Below are 15,043 nucleotides of genomic sequence, written 5' to 3'. Positions count from 1 at the left end.
AATGCCAATAGAATATAATGGATTGGAAAATTTGGAAAATGATATTAAGAATTATTTAAGAAAAGGATAATAATAAAAGATTATGAAATAAAGGTAGAAAAAAATTATGCAGAATATATTATAAAGAATGCTTATTTAGAATGATTGGGATAATTCATACAAATAAAGAAGAACTATCAAAATATGAATTTTTATATCCAATAATAAATATTTTAAAAAATCTAAACATTAATTATAAAGTTTTTTCATATAAAGATAAAATAAATGAATATTTTGAAAAAATAATAATAACAGGTACTGCAATAATGGATTTTGATTATTTAAATTACATAAAAAATTTTGAATTTATAATTGAAAATAATATAAAAACTCTTGCAATATGTTCTGGAAGCCAAATATTAACAAAATTATTAAATTATGATTTTGAGAATAAAGAATTGATTGGAAAATATTATGTAAAAGTAATAAATAAAGATATAATAATTGATAAAGATTTTGAGGCATATTTTTTAATAACAAAAATTCCAAAGATTGATGATAAATTTTATATAATTGGAAAGGTAGAAAATATTCCTGTATTATATAAATATAAAAATATATATTTTTCATTGTTCCATCCAGAAGTTTTAAATAAAGATATAATAATTAATTTTTTAGAATATATATAGCCCCTACTAGGGTAACCTTAGATAGATGAAAAAGGTTGAGTTAGTAGGGGCACAAAATGAAGAAACCGTCCCAGGCTGAAAAATGATGAATTAAAGCTAACAGATAAAAAATTATTCTTCAGCTTTTTCCTTTTCCTTTTCCTTTTTACCTCCCCTTCTTGATTCTATTAATACTGCAGCTATTATTATTATTGCTAATATTACTAATATCCAGAATATTAATGCTGATGATGGCAATGATATTGAAGGTGCTTGAGATGCTGAATATGTTTCATTTAATGAATATAATAATTGTCCTGTTTGCTGATCTATTATATTTACATATACTGTTACATTATCACTTTCTGCAGTTACATTCAATGGTATTTGTTCAGTATATGTACCTCCTATTTGTACTTCTTGTTGTTCTGGATATACTTCTCCTCCAACAGCATATGCTTGTATTAATAAATTATATATCTGTGTTGTATTTGAGCTTATTACTAAGTATATTGTTGAATTTTGTCCATACTTTAATGGTAAATATCCAACCAATGATGCACTTATTGGTTCTGGTACTATTACTTTTCCATTTACATATAAATTATATGTATATGTTTGTGATATTCCGTTATAATTGAATACAAATTCTATTGGATAATATCCTGCTGTTAAATTTCCTGGAATATATATTACTACTGGTAATTGTGTTACTTGATTTGGTGATAATGTTACTGTTGATAATTGTTGGAATATATTTAATTGCTGTGATTCTACTATTGGTTGTACCTGTATATCCATTGGTAAGTTAGATTCTAAATTTACATATAATTCTACAAATTGTCCTGGTTTTACATTAAATGTATTTGAATATACACTTAATACATCTACTGGTTGTATTTCTTGTGCGTTTACTGTTATTGTATATTTATATTGATATACTTCTGCTCCATTTTGATATACATATAATATCAATGTATAATATCCTGGCTGTAATGATGCTGTATCTAATGGTAATGTTACTTCTCCCTGAGAACCTGGAGATATTATTTGTGAACTTTGTAAATTATATATTAAATCTCCATATTGGTCATATAATAACATTTGAACTGTTGCATTTACTGTTTGATAACCTGGGTTCTCCATCAATACTTCTACATTATATATGGAGTTTACTAAATTTTGCAATGCATTAAAGTTTGGTGATATTGAAATTACCTGTATATTTTGTCCATTTTGATTATTTGATATATAGAATGATTGTTCTGCTTGTTGTGTTAATACTTGCCCACTAGATAGTACAACATTCAATTGTTCTAATACATACATTTCTCCTTGTACATTTTCTAAATAATAGTTTGGTATATTTACAGTTAATAAATTTTCTCCTGGTTGTAGATTTACATTTTCCTGTGTTTGATATACAATATTTCCTTGCGAATCATATAATGTTAATGTTAATGTAGATGACTGTATACTTGTTTCAACATTTTGTAAATATACTACTGATTGTACACTTATTCCATATTGTTCTGCTTGTTGTTGTGAAATTACTTCTGGTAATTGTACTAATGATAATGTTAAATTATATGGTACGAATGTTAAATTATATGTTTGACTTGCTGTTACATATTCTAAACCTGATGGATATAATAATGTTACATTTGCTTGTACTGTGAAATTATTATATTGTTGTACTGAACATGTATAAGATGAACATGAACTTGCTGAACTATATTGTTGTACTAAATTTTCTAATTCTAATGGATTTACTGATACTTGATATATATTTAATCCTGTACATACTGATATTGGTTCATAATATTGGTATATTAACTGTCCATTTGGTGCATATATATTAAAGTACAAATTTGCCTCTTCGGGTGTCTGTTCTACTCCATATAACTTTACTATAAATGTTAAATTATTTGCTGCATTTGCTAATATTGTTTGTGTCTGTGGTTCTATTATTATTGATTGTGAATGTACTCCCAATCCTAATAATACTACCCCCATTAAAAAACTAAACAATCTTCTTATTGTTACTACTACTTTGTTATCCATAATTTAACTTATTATGGAAAAGTTTATAAATGTTATTACTTGAGGTATAGTATATCACTATCACCAGGAAGGTATTCTAATATAATATTGTAATCAACTTTAAAAATATTTTCCAACTGTTTTGCAATATCTATTGGTTTTTTATTTCCTGGAATTAATATAACATATCTTTTATATTTATCTTTTATACTTTCAGGTACTCCTGGAATAATATTATAATCTTCAAAAGCCAATGCAATTTCTAAATTCACTTTTATATAATTTTTCTCTCCATATATCATAAAGGATCCTTTTTTTAAATACATTCCAGAAGGTGTCTTTTTTGATACCTGATCTGGATATACATAATATACATCTATAGAGGATAATTTATTTTTCCATGCCCTAGAATATGATCCAACAAATTTTGCAGCTTCATATATATCTATTTCACTTGCATTTTTTCCATTTTTTAATATACCAAAGGGGGATCCTATAATATCCGCATGGAATACTAAATCATTTTTTTCTAAATATTTATTTATAATAATTTCATTTGTAATAGAATCTTTTCCGGCAATTAATAGAAAATTATTTGTTGTAAACATCCATCTAAATTTCTCATACCATTTTTTATTTCTCTTAATCTCTTCTTTCTTTTTTTCAATAATTATTTTTTCCTCAATATTATTCAATTTTTCTTCCAATTCTTTTATCAAATTCTCTATCTTTTGCTTTTTATTTTTTAATTCTTTTATTTTCTCATATATTTCATTTATATTTTCATATATACTTTTTCTAGTATCAATTTTTATTTCCATTTTTCCAACAAATATTATAAAATGCGCATTTTTTTTGCATTTTTCAGAAAATTTCTTTCCAGGATCTTCTTTTTTATCAATCATATCAATTATTTTATCTTTTATATCAAGTATTTTCTTTATTTCATTATTATTTCTAAATTCTATTTCCATTTTTCGATTATCTCTTGCATATAATAATATACCTTTCCTTATATCATAATTTGGAAATTCATCCTTTAATAATAAATAATATGAATATAATTGTGTAATATGTTCTCTCCTAAAAAATCCAGATTTTATTTCATAAGGTATTATATGCTTTTTTATATATTTCCAATCTATCTATCCTTCCAACTATATTATATTTTAAAGATGTAACATCAAGTTCTGTCTTTATTTTTGGTTCTAAGAATTCCCATAATTCTATCCCATATAAATCATTTTCTTTCATAAAATTATATACATTTTTTGCTCTATCTTCTATATCCTTTATTACATAACTATATGCCCTTATTTTTATATCGTTTTTATCTAAATTCAAATTTTTTATTTGTTCTTCAAATTCCTTTATAGATTCTTCTAATAATTCTGTTAAAAAATTTTCATATAAATTTAATATTTTTTCATATTCTACAAACTCTTTTATATTAAATATTATTTCTTGTTCCTTCTCATTTATTTTATCAAATAAAGAATGAACAATTGATCCAAATATTTTTTGTTCAGTATCTTCTTCAGAATATCCTAAAACTCTTTTCAGATAAACTTTTCTAGGACAGAAAATATAATCTGTTATATCTGTTACTCTAACAAAAATATCATTTATTTCCACGCTCTATTTAATGTTTTAAATATTTATAAAATATAACGGCGATATATTTTAGATGAAAATAAAAACATGGATTAATAAAGATACATGCATTGGTTGCGGAACTTGTATTGCAATTGCACCAGAAATATATGAATTTGATTCTGATGGAAAATCAAAAGCAAAAATTGAAATTATTGAAGATCCAAATCTAATAGAAAAAGCTAAAGATGCTGAAGTTGCATGCCCAACACATTCAGTTAAAGTAGAAGAGATTAATGATTAATGAAATATATAGTAGATATTGATTATAGTAAATGTATAAATTGTCTTGCATGCTATTTAATAAATAAGAATATTTTTTCAATTGAAAATAATAGAATAGTAATAAAAAATAATATAATTTCCTCTGAAGAAGATATAGAGGATATAAAAACTGCTGCAAATGCATGCCCCACAAATGCTATATATTATCAGGAAATATTAGATAAAGATTAATAAATTATGAAATATTATTTTTAAATATGGCCTTTTATGATACATTTATAACATTATTGAATAACCTGGGATTCTTCAATGTTATATTACCATTTCTATTAGTTTATGCTGTGATGTATGGTATATTAAGTAAGTATAAAATATTGGGTGATCCTTTTGCTGAAGGTGATAAAGGGAGAGTTACAAGAAGTTTATTATCAATTGTATCTGCATCTACAGGATTTTTCATAGTTGGATCTGCAAATGTTGTATTATCATTAAGAACATTAATTCCATATATAGTATTATTTTTATTAACAGTATTTTTCCTTATATTGGCAATTTCTCCATTTTTACAGAGAGAAGAAAAGAGTGGAGAAATACAAATAGGTAATAGAACAAGAATGATATTATTAACATTTGCAATAATTATATTTACATTGATAGTAATATTTACACTCGGTTTATTTAATTATGTTGCTTCAGCAGCATCAGCATCATCTTCAGTACTTTCTTCATTAGAACCATTTATAGAAACAATAATAATTCTAGCAATAATGTTTGGAATAGCATATTGGGCTATAAAACCTTCAAAAGGCCAAGGATCTGGACCTTCACAATCAAGATGATAAATCAAATACCACAAATAAATTTTAATCCAGCAAATTTTAATCAATTGTTATCACAATATGGATTTATAGATTTTGTTTTACCATTTTTATTAATATTTTCTTTGGTATTCATGATATTAGAATTATCTAACTTATTAAAAGTAAGTCCTGATGATGATGTAGGTAGAAAATTAAATGCATTATTTTCTTTCGGATTTGCCCTTTTATCAATATATAATCAAAATTTAGTAAGATGGTTATTATCTTTTATTCCCAGCGCTACTATAGCTATAATTGGATTTACTTTAATAGTAATTGTATTAGCAATTACAAATAAAAAGATACCTTCATGGTTAAGAGCGTTTTTTTTGCATTTCTTATTGTAGGAATAATATTATGGTTAGCAATAAATTCTTTAAGCATAGCAGGATCTACTTCATCACCAATAGTATCTTTATTATTATTTACACTTAATTACCTTATGCAATCGGGTATTTTAGCATTATTAATTATGTTTGTGCTTATATTTATGGTATTAATGTGGATAGTAGGTGGTGGAGAAAAGGAAGAGGAAGAAGAGGAAGGAACTGGAGGCCCAATAATATTAAGGTCTAGATAAAATGGATCTATCATCCTTTATTTATACTTTATTTTCAGAATATGGTGTATTTACATTTGTAGCACCATTTTTATTAGTATTTTCACTATTATATGGATCTCTTAGAAAAACTGGTTTGTTTGGAAAGGATAATCCAAATAAAGAAAAATTTTATGCAATAATTTCTATCGTCATAACATTCTATTATTTATATAATATATCAGATGTTATATTTACATCAAACTTTATATCATTCTTTTTCTTTGAAGTACTCGTTATATTTTTTATTTTAATGATAATTGCATTAATGGCAGGTATATCAGAACCATACAAAGAGGAGGAAGATGAGGAATTTCAAAGATATAAACAATATTCGCATAATGTTATTGTTGGATTTATAACTCTTACAGTTCTATTTGCATTTTTATATGCATCTTCAACAGATTTTAACGGATTTGGAGCAACTGCTCAAAATATAATAATAGAAATATTCCTTGCATTGATATATACTGGTTTACTACCATTCATTATAATAATAGGATTTATAATTGCAGCTATATATTGGGTATATCACAAAGAAGAACATCCAAAGAAGAAACGTAAGAAGAAATACTTTATCCTAGCACCTGCAGAAGCTCTATATGAATTACCAGAACATACAAAAAGATAGAAAATAATCATTTAAAAATTTTTTATTATATAGATTAATGGCAGTATTTATATCTAAAGATAAAAAAATTGGAGATATTGTTGAATATATAAAAAAGGGAGAAGATATAATTGTAACAGATAATAATGGAAAACCTATTGGAGTTTTAGAAAATTCTAAAGCAATTAGATATTTATATAGGCCAGATACAAAAATTGAAAAAATAGTAAATAAAATAAAACCATTAAAAACTGATAATATAATAGATATTGTAGAGAAATTAATTAATTCTAATTCTAGAGTAACTTTTGTAAGAGAAGATGGACAAATAAAGGTGGTTAATATATATGATGTATTAAAGGAAATACTGAATGATAAAGAAATATTGAGAAAAATGAATCTAAATGAAATAATAAATGAAGCTTATACAATATATGAAGATGAAAATATTAAAAAAGCAATTGGTATAATGAAAGATAAGGGTATATCAAGATTAATAGTATTAGATAAAAATAATAAAGTATCTGGAATAATTTCATTAACAGATATTCTAAAATATATGTTAATTGATAATAGTAATAATATAAGAACACCAAATGAGAAAGATTTTGATATAAAAATAAAATCTATAATGAGCAATAAATTAATATTTGCAAATAAAGATGATGATATAGAGAAAATAATTAATTTAATGATAGAAAATAAGGTATTTTCATTACCAATATTGGATAATGGAAATTTGGTTGGAATAATAACTGCTAAAGATATATTAATAAATTATTTACAATATAAAAAGGAAAAAGAGTATAATTTAGTTGTTCATGGAATACCTTTAGATGAAATTGATATAAGTTATATAAAGAAAATGTATGAGAGATTTTATAAAAAATATAGAAATGTTTTAGGAGAAAATATAAGATTATTAATACATATTAAAAAGGTAAATGAAGATAAAGCAAATAAAAAAATATATTACCAAATTAGAGCAAAATTAATATATAATAATGGTAAATTTTCAATTGATGATCATGGATATGATCTATATTCAACAATAAAAGATGTATTTTCTATATTAGAAAATGAAGCAGAAAAAATAAAACACAAAAATGAGGAGAAGTATATGCTTGAGAGCATGTTTAAAAATGATATAATATATTATCTATAAGATGATATTAATACCTGGAGATAACTTAAAGAAAAAAGATAATAATTCATATGAAAGAGAAAATAATTATTATTCAAAATATATATTATTAGTAAATGAGGATAAAACTACAAGGCTTTTTGGATATTACATGCCAGAAGTAAATGATATTGTAATTGGAAAAGTAATTGATGTATTATCTAATGGATGGTTAGTTGATATAAATTCCCCATATATAGGAAAGTTATCTTTAAAAGATATTGGAATGGATCCAAATGATATATATACTTATGGGGATTATATATTATGTCAAATTGTAAGAATGACAAAGAATAAATTAATAGATTTGGATATTAAGAAAAAGGAAAAATTAAATGATGGGTTAATATTAAAGGTAGATCCTGCAAGAATTCCAAGAGTAATTGGAAAAAATTCTTCAATGCTAAATTTAATTAAACAATATTTAAAAATTGACATAATAATTGGAAAAAATGGTAGAATATATTTAAATGGTGATATAAATGAAGTATCAAAGGCAGTAGATATTATTAGATTCATTATAAATAATTCATATAAAAGGGGTTTAACTGAAAAGGTTAAAGAAATTTTGGAAAATAAATAAAAATGGTAAAAAGATTTGATGGTAGAGAATATAATGAATTAAGAAAAATAAATATAAAGTTAAATGTAATAGATAATGCAAAAGGATCTGCAATATTTTCTTTTGGTGATACTGTTGCATTAGCTGCTGTATATGGGCCAAAACCTTCAAAAATGTCTTTAGATTATGAAAAAGCATTCTTAAGGGTTAGATATAATATGCTAACATTTTCTACACCTGAAAGGAAAAAACCTACACCAGGTAGAAGAGAAATTGAATTATCTGAAGTAATTAAAAGAGCATTAGAGCCCGCATTATTATTAGAAGAAATTCCTGGAAGTATTATAGATATATATATTGAAATATTAAATGCAGATGCTGGAACAAGGACTGCAAGTATAAATGCTGCATCTTTGGCATTATCTTTAGCAGGTATTCCAATGAAAGATTTAGTAATAGGTTTGGCAGTTGGAAAGGTTGGAGAAAAAATTGTTGTAGATTTAAACAAAGAAGAAGAAGATTATGATTCAGAAAAATTAAGGAAAGATCCTGAAAAATCAAAATATATAGAATATTATGGAGAAGGAAGAGCTACAGATATACCTGTTGCAATAATTCCTTCGGAGAAAAAATTTACTTTAATACAATTGGATGGAGAAATTTCAAATAGAGAATTAAATGATGCTTTAAATTTAGCATTAGAAAAAGCTTTAGAAATAAAGAATTTAATGAAAAGTAATATATTAAAGCATTTATCTTCATCAGGTAATTTTATTTATTAGTATTTTTTATAACAACTTTTATAAAGTATAAAATATTTTTAGATCATTATGGGAAGAAATTATAAATATCTGATGATCTTAACTTTTATCCTAAACTTTACTAATATTTATTCACAATCAAATAATTATATTTATACATGGTATAATGAATCTATAGGTACATTATATTTAGATAAACAATTATTAGAATCATCTGCTAATATTCTTTCTCAATATTTAGGTCCTTTGGCACCAATTATTTTAGAAAATTTACCATATATAATCTCCTTTTTTGCTTTATTTTTTATATTTAGAAGATTCTTAAATATTTTTAATAGTTTAGCTCCCGAATCCCAAAAATTGCTAATCTCAGCATTGATATCTTTAATACTTACATACCTCTTTTGGCCTTTTGTTATGCCTATATTAATTACTGCATTTATAATAAAAGTATTTAGAATTGGTAAATCTAAATTAGAAAGTCTTAAAGAAAGCTTAAGTAAGATTAATCCTGGATTAGGAAGTATTTTTTCAAGAACAACATCAGATATTAGAAATTTTTTTAATAATGAAAATAAAATTTTAAAAGATATATATAAACTAAATAGAATATTAAATCATCCTTACATAAGAAACTTACTAAATTCTATAGAAAAAGATATAGAAACTCTAAATAATATAATATTCCAACTATTAAAAGAAACCGAAAATGAAAGATTAACTCAACATATGTTAGTAGCTTATTCATCAAAATTCAATATAATATATAATAATGCTATATATAAAACCAAACAGTTAAGTAGAATAATAAGTACTATGTTTAGCAATATTTCTTTATTAAGAAGATTTGGAAATAGAATATTTAGAACAAATAAATTTACACCAAAGTATTTGATAGTATTAAGAAAAATACTAAACGACTTGATTACGAGATTAAATACTACATACAAAGAAGGTCAGAAAATATTCGCAGATTTAAATAGATTGTTAATTTCTGCAGAAACTATTAGTAGGAAATATGCAAATGAAATAAATAACACTTTAAATATAGATACTAATACTGTTTCTCTTTTACCTATAAATAATAATAATAAAAGAGCTCTAATAAAAGAAATACAAATAATGCGAAACTCCACCGCTGCTATTTCTAAAAATCCAAGGATATCTCCATTAAAAAGAATGGAAATATTATCTAAAACTCGTAGATCTATAAAAAAATTATCTAAACTTTTACTTTATTTACGTAGATTTAGGGGAAATCCAAAAAGATTATTATTCCTGACCGCTAGAATACTTAGATTATCTATAAGTATTTTAAAAATTTTTAGAATACGTTAATTAACTATAATTTGCATAAAGTGTTATATTCTTATCGAACTATTTACAAATCTAATTATAGAACTTTAAAATTATCAAAAGAAATTAAAATGATAAAATTACATTTAAAAAGCTCAAATCTTTAGAAAGATCTATTGATAAGATGCCTTTCCCCATCTTACATCTAATCCAAAAAATTTAAATAAATTTTACAAAATTCATTTTAATTTTTCATTCTTAGATATTAAAGAAAAATTCTTTCCTTTAAAATTCCGCAACATAATTTACCATTCTTTCTAAACTATAAAAATACGAAATTTCAAGTAAAGAATTAAATATTACCTTAAATTTAGCATTAGAAAATGTTTTAGAAATAAAAGAAGTTATGAAGAAAAAATCCCGAATACATATAAAGCCACTACATTATAACTTTTTTTATTTATTTAATATTTTTATTTAATTTTTTCTATGTTTATTCCTTTTTTGTTATAGTTGTAAGGAAATAATTTATAAATTTCAACAAATTTATATAACAAAATGGAAGGTACAAAAAATATTAATAAGAAGCTACGAATACCCATATTTACTATCCTATTCTTAATAGGGTTTATTTATTCAGTGTATTCACAAACAACATCTGGACAAAATAATGAAGTAAGTAGTTTAGAATCGAACTTGATTATCCAAGAGCTTATTAACTCTTCGTTTAATGGTTATTCAACCGCGGGTCAATATTTAGCTAATTTTTTATCTATTAATGGAGTACCATCTTATGTTTGGACTATTGTAATATTTTTAATAACTACTTTATTCTTTATTGCAATATATACATATCTTTTTGAAATATTTATACAAAGAGCTAAAATAACTGAAAGTGAAACAATGAGAAAATCAAAAATATTATTTGTATTTGCTCTAAGCGCATTTTCTGCAATAGCAATAGGTTATGCTATACCATTTTTACTTAATCTTTACGGATTTATTTTATTAATACTTGTATTAATAGCTTTATTTTTCTTTGGAAGAGCTACAATTTCTTATGGAAAAAGCTTCCATTATGCAGCTAAATCCTTTGTAGCTAATGTAGAAAAAGAGTTATTAAAAGTAGAAGGGGAATTAAAGAAAGCAAGAAAAGATCTTTCTGAACAAGATATAAAATATCTGGAAGAAGGAAGAGAAAAAATTGATAATGATATAGAAAATATAAACAATCAACTTAGCAATGCAAATGCAAAATTCGAAACTACTTTATCTGAATTAGAAAATGCATACAGAGCATTTATTAATAATTTTATAAATAGATGTGAGATATACTTTAACCAGCTTCAAAATCAGAATCTTCTTTCACCCGAGCAAATAAAGGAAAAAGACAATTTTATTAACACTTTAATAAAAATAAGAGGTCGTATGCATAAATCAGAGATATTAGATACTGAAAAATCAACAAAAGATCTTTATGAGGAGATACAAAAAATAATTGATAATCTTAAATATCTTGCTAGTCATAAATCAAAACTAGAAAATCTACTGCATTATAGCTATATATTTATTTTTCATTCACAAGGAGGTCCATATAGTCAAATATTTAAAGATATACAAGATACAATAAATGAATATAGAAAAGTAGAAACATTATTGATGAGGTTTGATGAATTTGAAGATGCATTTAAAAGAAATATTGAATTGAGACTTAGACACATTTTCAATGATCCTGATAATAGGAAATATGAAATAGGTATATTCTCTGCATTAAATAAATCAAAAAATTATATAAGAGAATTAAAAAATTTAGTTAATAGAAGGATACAATTTTTAGAAAAGCTTCTTCATTAATTTATTTTTCCAATGTAAATTTTTTAATTGCCAAACTTTCTGCATAATCGTCTATATCTGTTGTAATTATATATCCAATAGATACTTCATGCAATTTATGACCTGCTCTTCCGATCCTTTGTATTAACCTTGTAACCTGTCTGGGTGAATTATATTGAATAACAGCATCTACATATCCAATATCTATACCAAGTTCTAAAGAAGATGTTGCAATAATTGCCTTAATTTTCCCTTCCTTAAATAATTTTTCATTTCTTTCCCTTACCTCCCTTGATAAAGAACTATGATGTATTTCAATCTTATATTCTGGTAACCAAACCTTAAATCTTGAAGATAATAATTCTGCCATTTCTCTTGTATTTACAAATATTATTACAGATCTATGTTTATCCAATATTTCCTTTATTTTCCTTAAACTCCATGCTATTTTTGGATTCCAATTATATTTCTTTGCCAATTCCAAATCTTCTTCACTAATTTCTGGATAATATACTTCTATATGGTATTTTTTCTCCGCATACCAATATGCAATTTTATAATTCCTATATCCAAAAATAAATTTTGCAGCTTCATCCAAATCTCCAATTGTTGCAGATAATGCAATTCTCTGAAATTCTCCAGCATAATTTACCAATCTTTCTAAACCTAAAGATAGTTGTATTCCTCTCTTTTCATTTAATAATTCATGTAATTCATCTACAATAACATATTTTATTGTTTTTAATTGTTCTCTTAATCTTTTTCCTAAAAATAATATTTGGAAAGTTTCTGGCGTTGTTATTAAAAATTCTACAGGTTTTTTAGATAATCTTGCCCTTTCCTTTTCTTCAGTATCCCCATGTCTTACTGCAACAGTTATTCCTAAATTATCACACCACCATTTTATTCTATCCAATAAATCCCTATTCAATGCTCTCAATGGTGATATATAAATTCCCAACAATTGATTTTCAATCCCTTTTTCCTTTAATTCCAATATTTTTGAAAATACTGGTAATATTGCAGCCTCTGTTTTTCCAGATCCTGTAGGTGCAACAATTAAAGTATTATTTCCACTTAATATTTCTGGAATTGCTATTTTTTGAATTGGAGTAAAATCTTTGAATCTTTCAAAGAACAATTCTTCTACTTTTTTATTAAGTTTATATGTCATAGATAATTTATATTTTTCTAAAAATTTTTTATAAATATAGCATTATAAAAATATTGAAAAATTCTTTTAAAAAATATTAAAATTTCAATTAATTATATAAATTAAAAAAATCTCAAAAAATAAATTAATTTAATAAATAAAATTGACATATTGTACAATATTAAAATTTTTATATTTCCTTTTCTTCAATTAAAATTCCGTCTAAAGTATATACTTCATATTTTTTTATTCCCTTTGCAATTGGACCTTGAAATTCCCCAACATCCCATAATCCAGCTAAATCAGAAAATGCAGGTAAAATTATAATTACTTTATTATCTTTATATCCAATTACAAAAACTTTTTCATATATGCTTTCTCCAATACTTGTAGAAATACTTTTTGCAAAATGATGGTGCCCAATAACATAATATTTTCCTTTCAATTTTGTATTTAAATTTCCGTGAGTAAATACAACATTTTTTATTTTTAATGCCTTCAAAATTTTAACATTATTTATTCCATTAATTAATTCTTCAATATCTCCATCATGATTCCCCTTTATTATATATATTTTCTTGAAATATTGAGAAATTTCATTTATAAAATAAGGAATATCCGACATTTCTTGTAAAGTTGTTTCAGGTATATTATGTTTTAAATCTCCATCAATTATTAAATACTCTATTTTATATTTTTCATGAATTTTCTTTATTTTATTTATATAGTAATTTACTTGGGAAGGAATATTTATCCCCTTTTTATATAATTCCCTTTCTATACCAATATGTAGATCAGAAATAACCAAAATTTTATCAAAAAATATTAAACCTTCAGTTCCAGTAAATTTAAGCATTAATTAAAATACTCCTTATTTGATTTATATCCTTTGCATTTTTTATTTTTTCCCTTATTTCCTTTACTTTATCTATATTATCAATTAATAAAACGATATCTCCCAAAGCTTGTCCAGGTATTCCTTTATTAAATCTAACCCTTAAATTACCCTTATTTCCATGTATATCAACAATTTTTCCAATAAAAATTTTCTTTCCTGGACTTACCCATATTACATGCTTTCCAATATATTTACTTGCCTCATACTTATTGTTTATATTTTCAAATTTTACTATTACTTGATTTGGATATATATGATGCCTACCCATCCTATAATTTAATATTATTCCCTTCATCTCTATTTTGATATATAATAATCTTTAAATATTTTATTTAGTGCACTAATAACATTATTGTCTAAATAATTTAAACCATCTTTGCTAATGTCTTTAATCATTTCTTCCCTATATTTTGGATCATTAAATGTACCGATTTTATTCCCATTATAATCATATATATCGATTCCATTTTCTGTTACTATATATAATTTAGATTTTGACAAATATAGATCATAGTTTTTATTTTTTTCTTTATCAATTATTGAATATTTAAATCTCAATAATATTTCTTCCCTCTTATCTTCAATTAAATTTCTTATATTTCTAATATGATATAATAAAGATTCTTTTAATTTTTCCATTTCAATTATATCATACTTCTTTTCCTTATAATTCTTAATATCATTTTCCAAATTTTCCAATCCATTATATTCTATTGGCATT

General features: G+C 23.9%; 19 protein-coding genes. 12 read left to right on the top strand and 7 right to left on the bottom strand.

Translation table 11 applies throughout. The features are described from left to right. Window positions 1-140 precede the first annotated feature (140 nt). The gene (locus DDW03_RS02035) at window positions 141-668 is read left to right on the top strand and encodes a type 1 glutamine amidotransferase family protein (protein ID WP_228615401.1); all 528 of its coding nucleotides are present in this window, start codon (window positions 141-143) and stop codon (window positions 666-668) included. 111 nt (window positions 669-779) lie between these two features. Here the strand turns inward: DDW03_RS02035 and DDW03_RS02030 are convergent, their stop codons facing one another. The 3 genes from DDW03_RS02030 to DDW03_RS02020 all read right to left on the bottom strand — a co-directional run bounded on the left by DDW03_RS02030 (window position 780) and on the right by DDW03_RS02020 (window position 4,325). After that, complete coding sequence (locus DDW03_RS02030; RefSeq protein WP_228615400.1) at window positions 780-2,711, bottom strand: COG1361 family protein; 1,932 nt, start codon at window positions 2,709-2,711, stop codon at window positions 780-782. 35 nt (window positions 2,712-2,746) lie between these two features. Next, a complete protein-coding gene (locus tag DDW03_RS02785) occupies window positions 2,747-3,664 on the bottom strand; it encodes an NFACT RNA binding domain-containing protein (protein WP_338140603.1) in 918 nt (305 codons plus the stop codon). A gap of 130 nt (window positions 3,665-3,794) precedes the next feature. Beyond that, on the bottom strand, window positions 3,795-4,325 hold the full coding sequence (locus DDW03_RS02020; protein WP_228615399.1) for a PD-(D/E)XK nuclease family protein: 531 nt from the start codon (window positions 4,323-4,325) through the stop codon (window positions 3,795-3,797). Between the two features lie 52 nt (window positions 4,326-4,377). Here DDW03_RS02020 and DDW03_RS02015 point away from each other — a divergent pair, with 52 nt between their 5' ends. The 11 genes from DDW03_RS02015 (at window position 4,378) to DDW03_RS01965 (ending at window position 12,292) form a co-directional block, all read left to right on the top strand. Further along, complete coding sequence (locus tag DDW03_RS02015; protein WP_228615398.1) at window positions 4,378-4,587, top strand: ferredoxin; 210 nt, start codon at window positions 4,378-4,380, stop codon at window positions 4,585-4,587. Then, window positions 4,587-4,799 (top strand): ferredoxin, encoded by a 213-nt coding sequence (locus DDW03_RS02010; RefSeq protein ID WP_228615397.1) that lies wholly within the window; start codon window positions 4,587-4,589, stop codon window positions 4,797-4,799. The genes DDW03_RS02015 and DDW03_RS02010 overlap by 1 nt, the downstream gene beginning before the upstream one ends. Window positions 4,800-4,825: 26 nt before the next feature. Continuing rightward, a complete protein-coding gene (locus tag DDW03_RS02005; RefSeq protein WP_228615396.1) occupies window positions 4,826-5,407 on the top strand; it encodes a hypothetical protein in 582 nt (193 codons plus the stop codon). Next, complete coding sequence (locus tag DDW03_RS02000) at window positions 5,404-5,775, top strand: hypothetical protein (RefSeq protein ID WP_228615395.1); 372 nt, start codon at window positions 5,404-5,406, stop codon at window positions 5,773-5,775. The genes DDW03_RS02005 and DDW03_RS02000 overlap by 4 nt, the downstream gene beginning before the upstream one ends. After that, complete coding sequence (locus DDW03_RS01995) at window positions 5,739-6,008, top strand: hypothetical protein (RefSeq protein WP_228615394.1); 270 nt, start codon at window positions 5,739-5,741, stop codon at window positions 6,006-6,008. The genes DDW03_RS02000 and DDW03_RS01995 overlap by 37 nt, the downstream gene beginning before the upstream one ends. A gap of 1 nt (window position 6,009) precedes the next feature. Continuing rightward, on the top strand, window positions 6,010-6,657 hold the full coding sequence (locus DDW03_RS01990; RefSeq protein ID WP_228615393.1) for a hypothetical protein: 648 nt from the start codon (window positions 6,010-6,012) through the stop codon (window positions 6,655-6,657). Between the two features lie 37 nt (window positions 6,658-6,694). After that, complete coding sequence (locus DDW03_RS01985; RefSeq protein ID WP_228615392.1) at window positions 6,695-7,801, top strand: CBS domain-containing protein; 1,107 nt, start codon at window positions 6,695-6,697, stop codon at window positions 7,799-7,801. A gap of 1 nt (window position 7,802) precedes the next feature. After that, window positions 7,803-8,402, top strand: coding sequence for a KH domain-containing protein (locus DDW03_RS01980; RefSeq protein ID WP_228615391.1), 600 nt, complete (start codon window positions 7,803-7,805; stop codon window positions 8,400-8,402). Window positions 8,403-8,404: 2 nt separating this feature from the next. Then, the gene (locus DDW03_RS01975) at window positions 8,405-9,163 is read left to right on the top strand and encodes an exosome complex exonuclease Rrp41 (protein ID WP_228615390.1); all 759 of its coding nucleotides are present in this window, start codon (window positions 8,405-8,407) and stop codon (window positions 9,161-9,163) included. 48 nt (window positions 9,164-9,211) lie between these two features. After that, a complete protein-coding gene (locus tag DDW03_RS01970) occupies window positions 9,212-10,480 on the top strand; it encodes a hypothetical protein (protein ID WP_228615389.1) in 1,269 nt (422 codons plus the stop codon). Between the two features lie 516 nt (window positions 10,481-10,996). Beyond that, entirely contained in the window at window positions 10,997-12,292 is a 1,296-nt protein-coding gene (locus tag DDW03_RS01965; RefSeq protein WP_228615388.1) for a transcriptional regulator, read from the top strand. Between the two features lies 1 nt (window position 12,293). Here the strand turns inward: DDW03_RS01965 and DDW03_RS01960 are convergent, their stop codons facing one another. The 4 genes from DDW03_RS01960 to DDW03_RS01945 form a co-directional block, all read right to left on the bottom strand. Further along, window positions 12,294-13,445: a DEAD/DEAH box helicase gene (locus DDW03_RS01960; protein ID WP_228615387.1), complete on the bottom strand. Its 1,152-nt coding sequence runs from the start codon at window positions 13,443-13,445 to the stop codon at window positions 12,294-12,296. Window positions 13,446-13,614: 169 nt separating this feature from the next. Beyond that, window positions 13,615-14,280: a metallophosphoesterase gene (locus DDW03_RS01955; protein WP_228615386.1), complete on the bottom strand. Its 666-nt coding sequence runs from the start codon at window positions 14,278-14,280 to the stop codon at window positions 13,615-13,617. Then, on the bottom strand, window positions 14,273-14,617 hold the full coding sequence (locus DDW03_RS01950) for a 50S ribosomal protein L35ae (RefSeq protein ID WP_228615385.1): 345 nt from the start codon (window positions 14,615-14,617) through the stop codon (window positions 14,273-14,275). The genes DDW03_RS01955 and DDW03_RS01950 overlap by 8 nt, the downstream gene beginning before the upstream one ends. 2 nt (window positions 14,618-14,619) lie before the next feature. Next, window positions 14,620-15,043, bottom strand: a 424-nt coding sequence (locus tag DDW03_RS01945) for a hypothetical protein (RefSeq protein ID WP_228615384.1), incomplete at its 5' end; no start/stop codon positions are given.

This window comes from Candidatus Nanobsidianus stetteri, assembly GCF_003086415.1.
In the GTDB taxonomy this organism is placed as follows: domain Archaea; phylum Nanobdellota; class Nanobdellia; order Nanobdellales; family Nanobdellaceae; genus Nanobdella; species Nanobdella stetteri_A.
This window is presented reverse-complemented; position numbering and strand designations above follow the sequence as displayed.

Bases quoted from the DNA above. Each gene is read 5' to 3' on its own strand.
- DDW03_RS02035 (WP_228615401.1), top strand. From the start codon at position 141: ATGATTGGGATAATTCATACAAATAAAGAAGAACTATCAAAATATGAA.
- DDW03_RS02030 (WP_228615400.1), bottom strand. From the start codon at position 2,711: ATGGATAACAAAGTAGTAGTAACAATAAGAAGATTGTTTAGTTTTTTA.
- DDW03_RS02785 (WP_338140603.1), bottom strand. From the start codon at position 3,664: ATGGAAATAGAATTTAGAAATAATAATGAAATAAAGAAAATACTTGAT.
- DDW03_RS02015 (WP_228615398.1), top strand. From the start codon at position 4,378: ATGAAAATAAAAACATGGATTAATAAAGATACATGCATTGGTTGCGGA.
- DDW03_RS02010 (WP_228615397.1), top strand. From the start codon at position 4,587: ATGAAATATATAGTAGATATTGATTATAGTAAATGTATAAATTGTCTT.
- DDW03_RS02005 (WP_228615396.1), top strand. From the start codon at position 4,826: ATGGCCTTTTATGATACATTTATAACATTATTGAATAACCTGGGATTC.
- DDW03_RS02000 (WP_228615395.1), top strand. From the start codon at position 5,404: ATGATAAATCAAATACCACAAATAAATTTTAATCCAGCAAATTTTAAT.
- DDW03_RS01995 (WP_228615394.1), top strand. From the start codon at position 5,739: ATGGTTAAGAGCGTTTTTTTTGCATTTCTTATTGTAGGAATAATATTA.
- DDW03_RS01990 (WP_228615393.1), top strand. From the start codon at position 6,010: ATGGATCTATCATCCTTTATTTATACTTTATTTTCAGAATATGGTGTA.
- DDW03_RS01985 (WP_228615392.1), top strand. From the start codon at position 6,695: ATGGCAGTATTTATATCTAAAGATAAAAAAATTGGAGATATTGTTGAA.
- DDW03_RS01980 (WP_228615391.1), top strand. From the start codon at position 7,803: ATGATATTAATACCTGGAGATAACTTAAAGAAAAAAGATAATAATTCA.
- DDW03_RS01975 (WP_228615390.1), top strand. From the start codon at position 8,405: ATGGTAAAAAGATTTGATGGTAGAGAATATAATGAATTAAGAAAAATA.
- DDW03_RS01970 (WP_228615389.1), top strand. From the start codon at position 9,212: ATGGGAAGAAATTATAAATATCTGATGATCTTAACTTTTATCCTAAAC.
- DDW03_RS01965 (WP_228615388.1), top strand. From the start codon at position 10,997: ATGGAAGGTACAAAAAATATTAATAAGAAGCTACGAATACCCATATTT.
- DDW03_RS01960 (WP_228615387.1), bottom strand. From the start codon at position 13,445: ATGACATATAAACTTAATAAAAAAGTAGAAGAATTGTTCTTTGAAAGA.
- DDW03_RS01955 (WP_228615386.1), bottom strand. From the start codon at position 14,280: ATGCTTAAATTTACTGGAACTGAAGGTTTAATATTTTTTGATAAAATT.
- DDW03_RS01950 (WP_228615385.1), bottom strand. From the start codon at position 14,617: ATGAAGGGAATAATATTAAATTATAGGATGGGTAGGCATCATATATAT.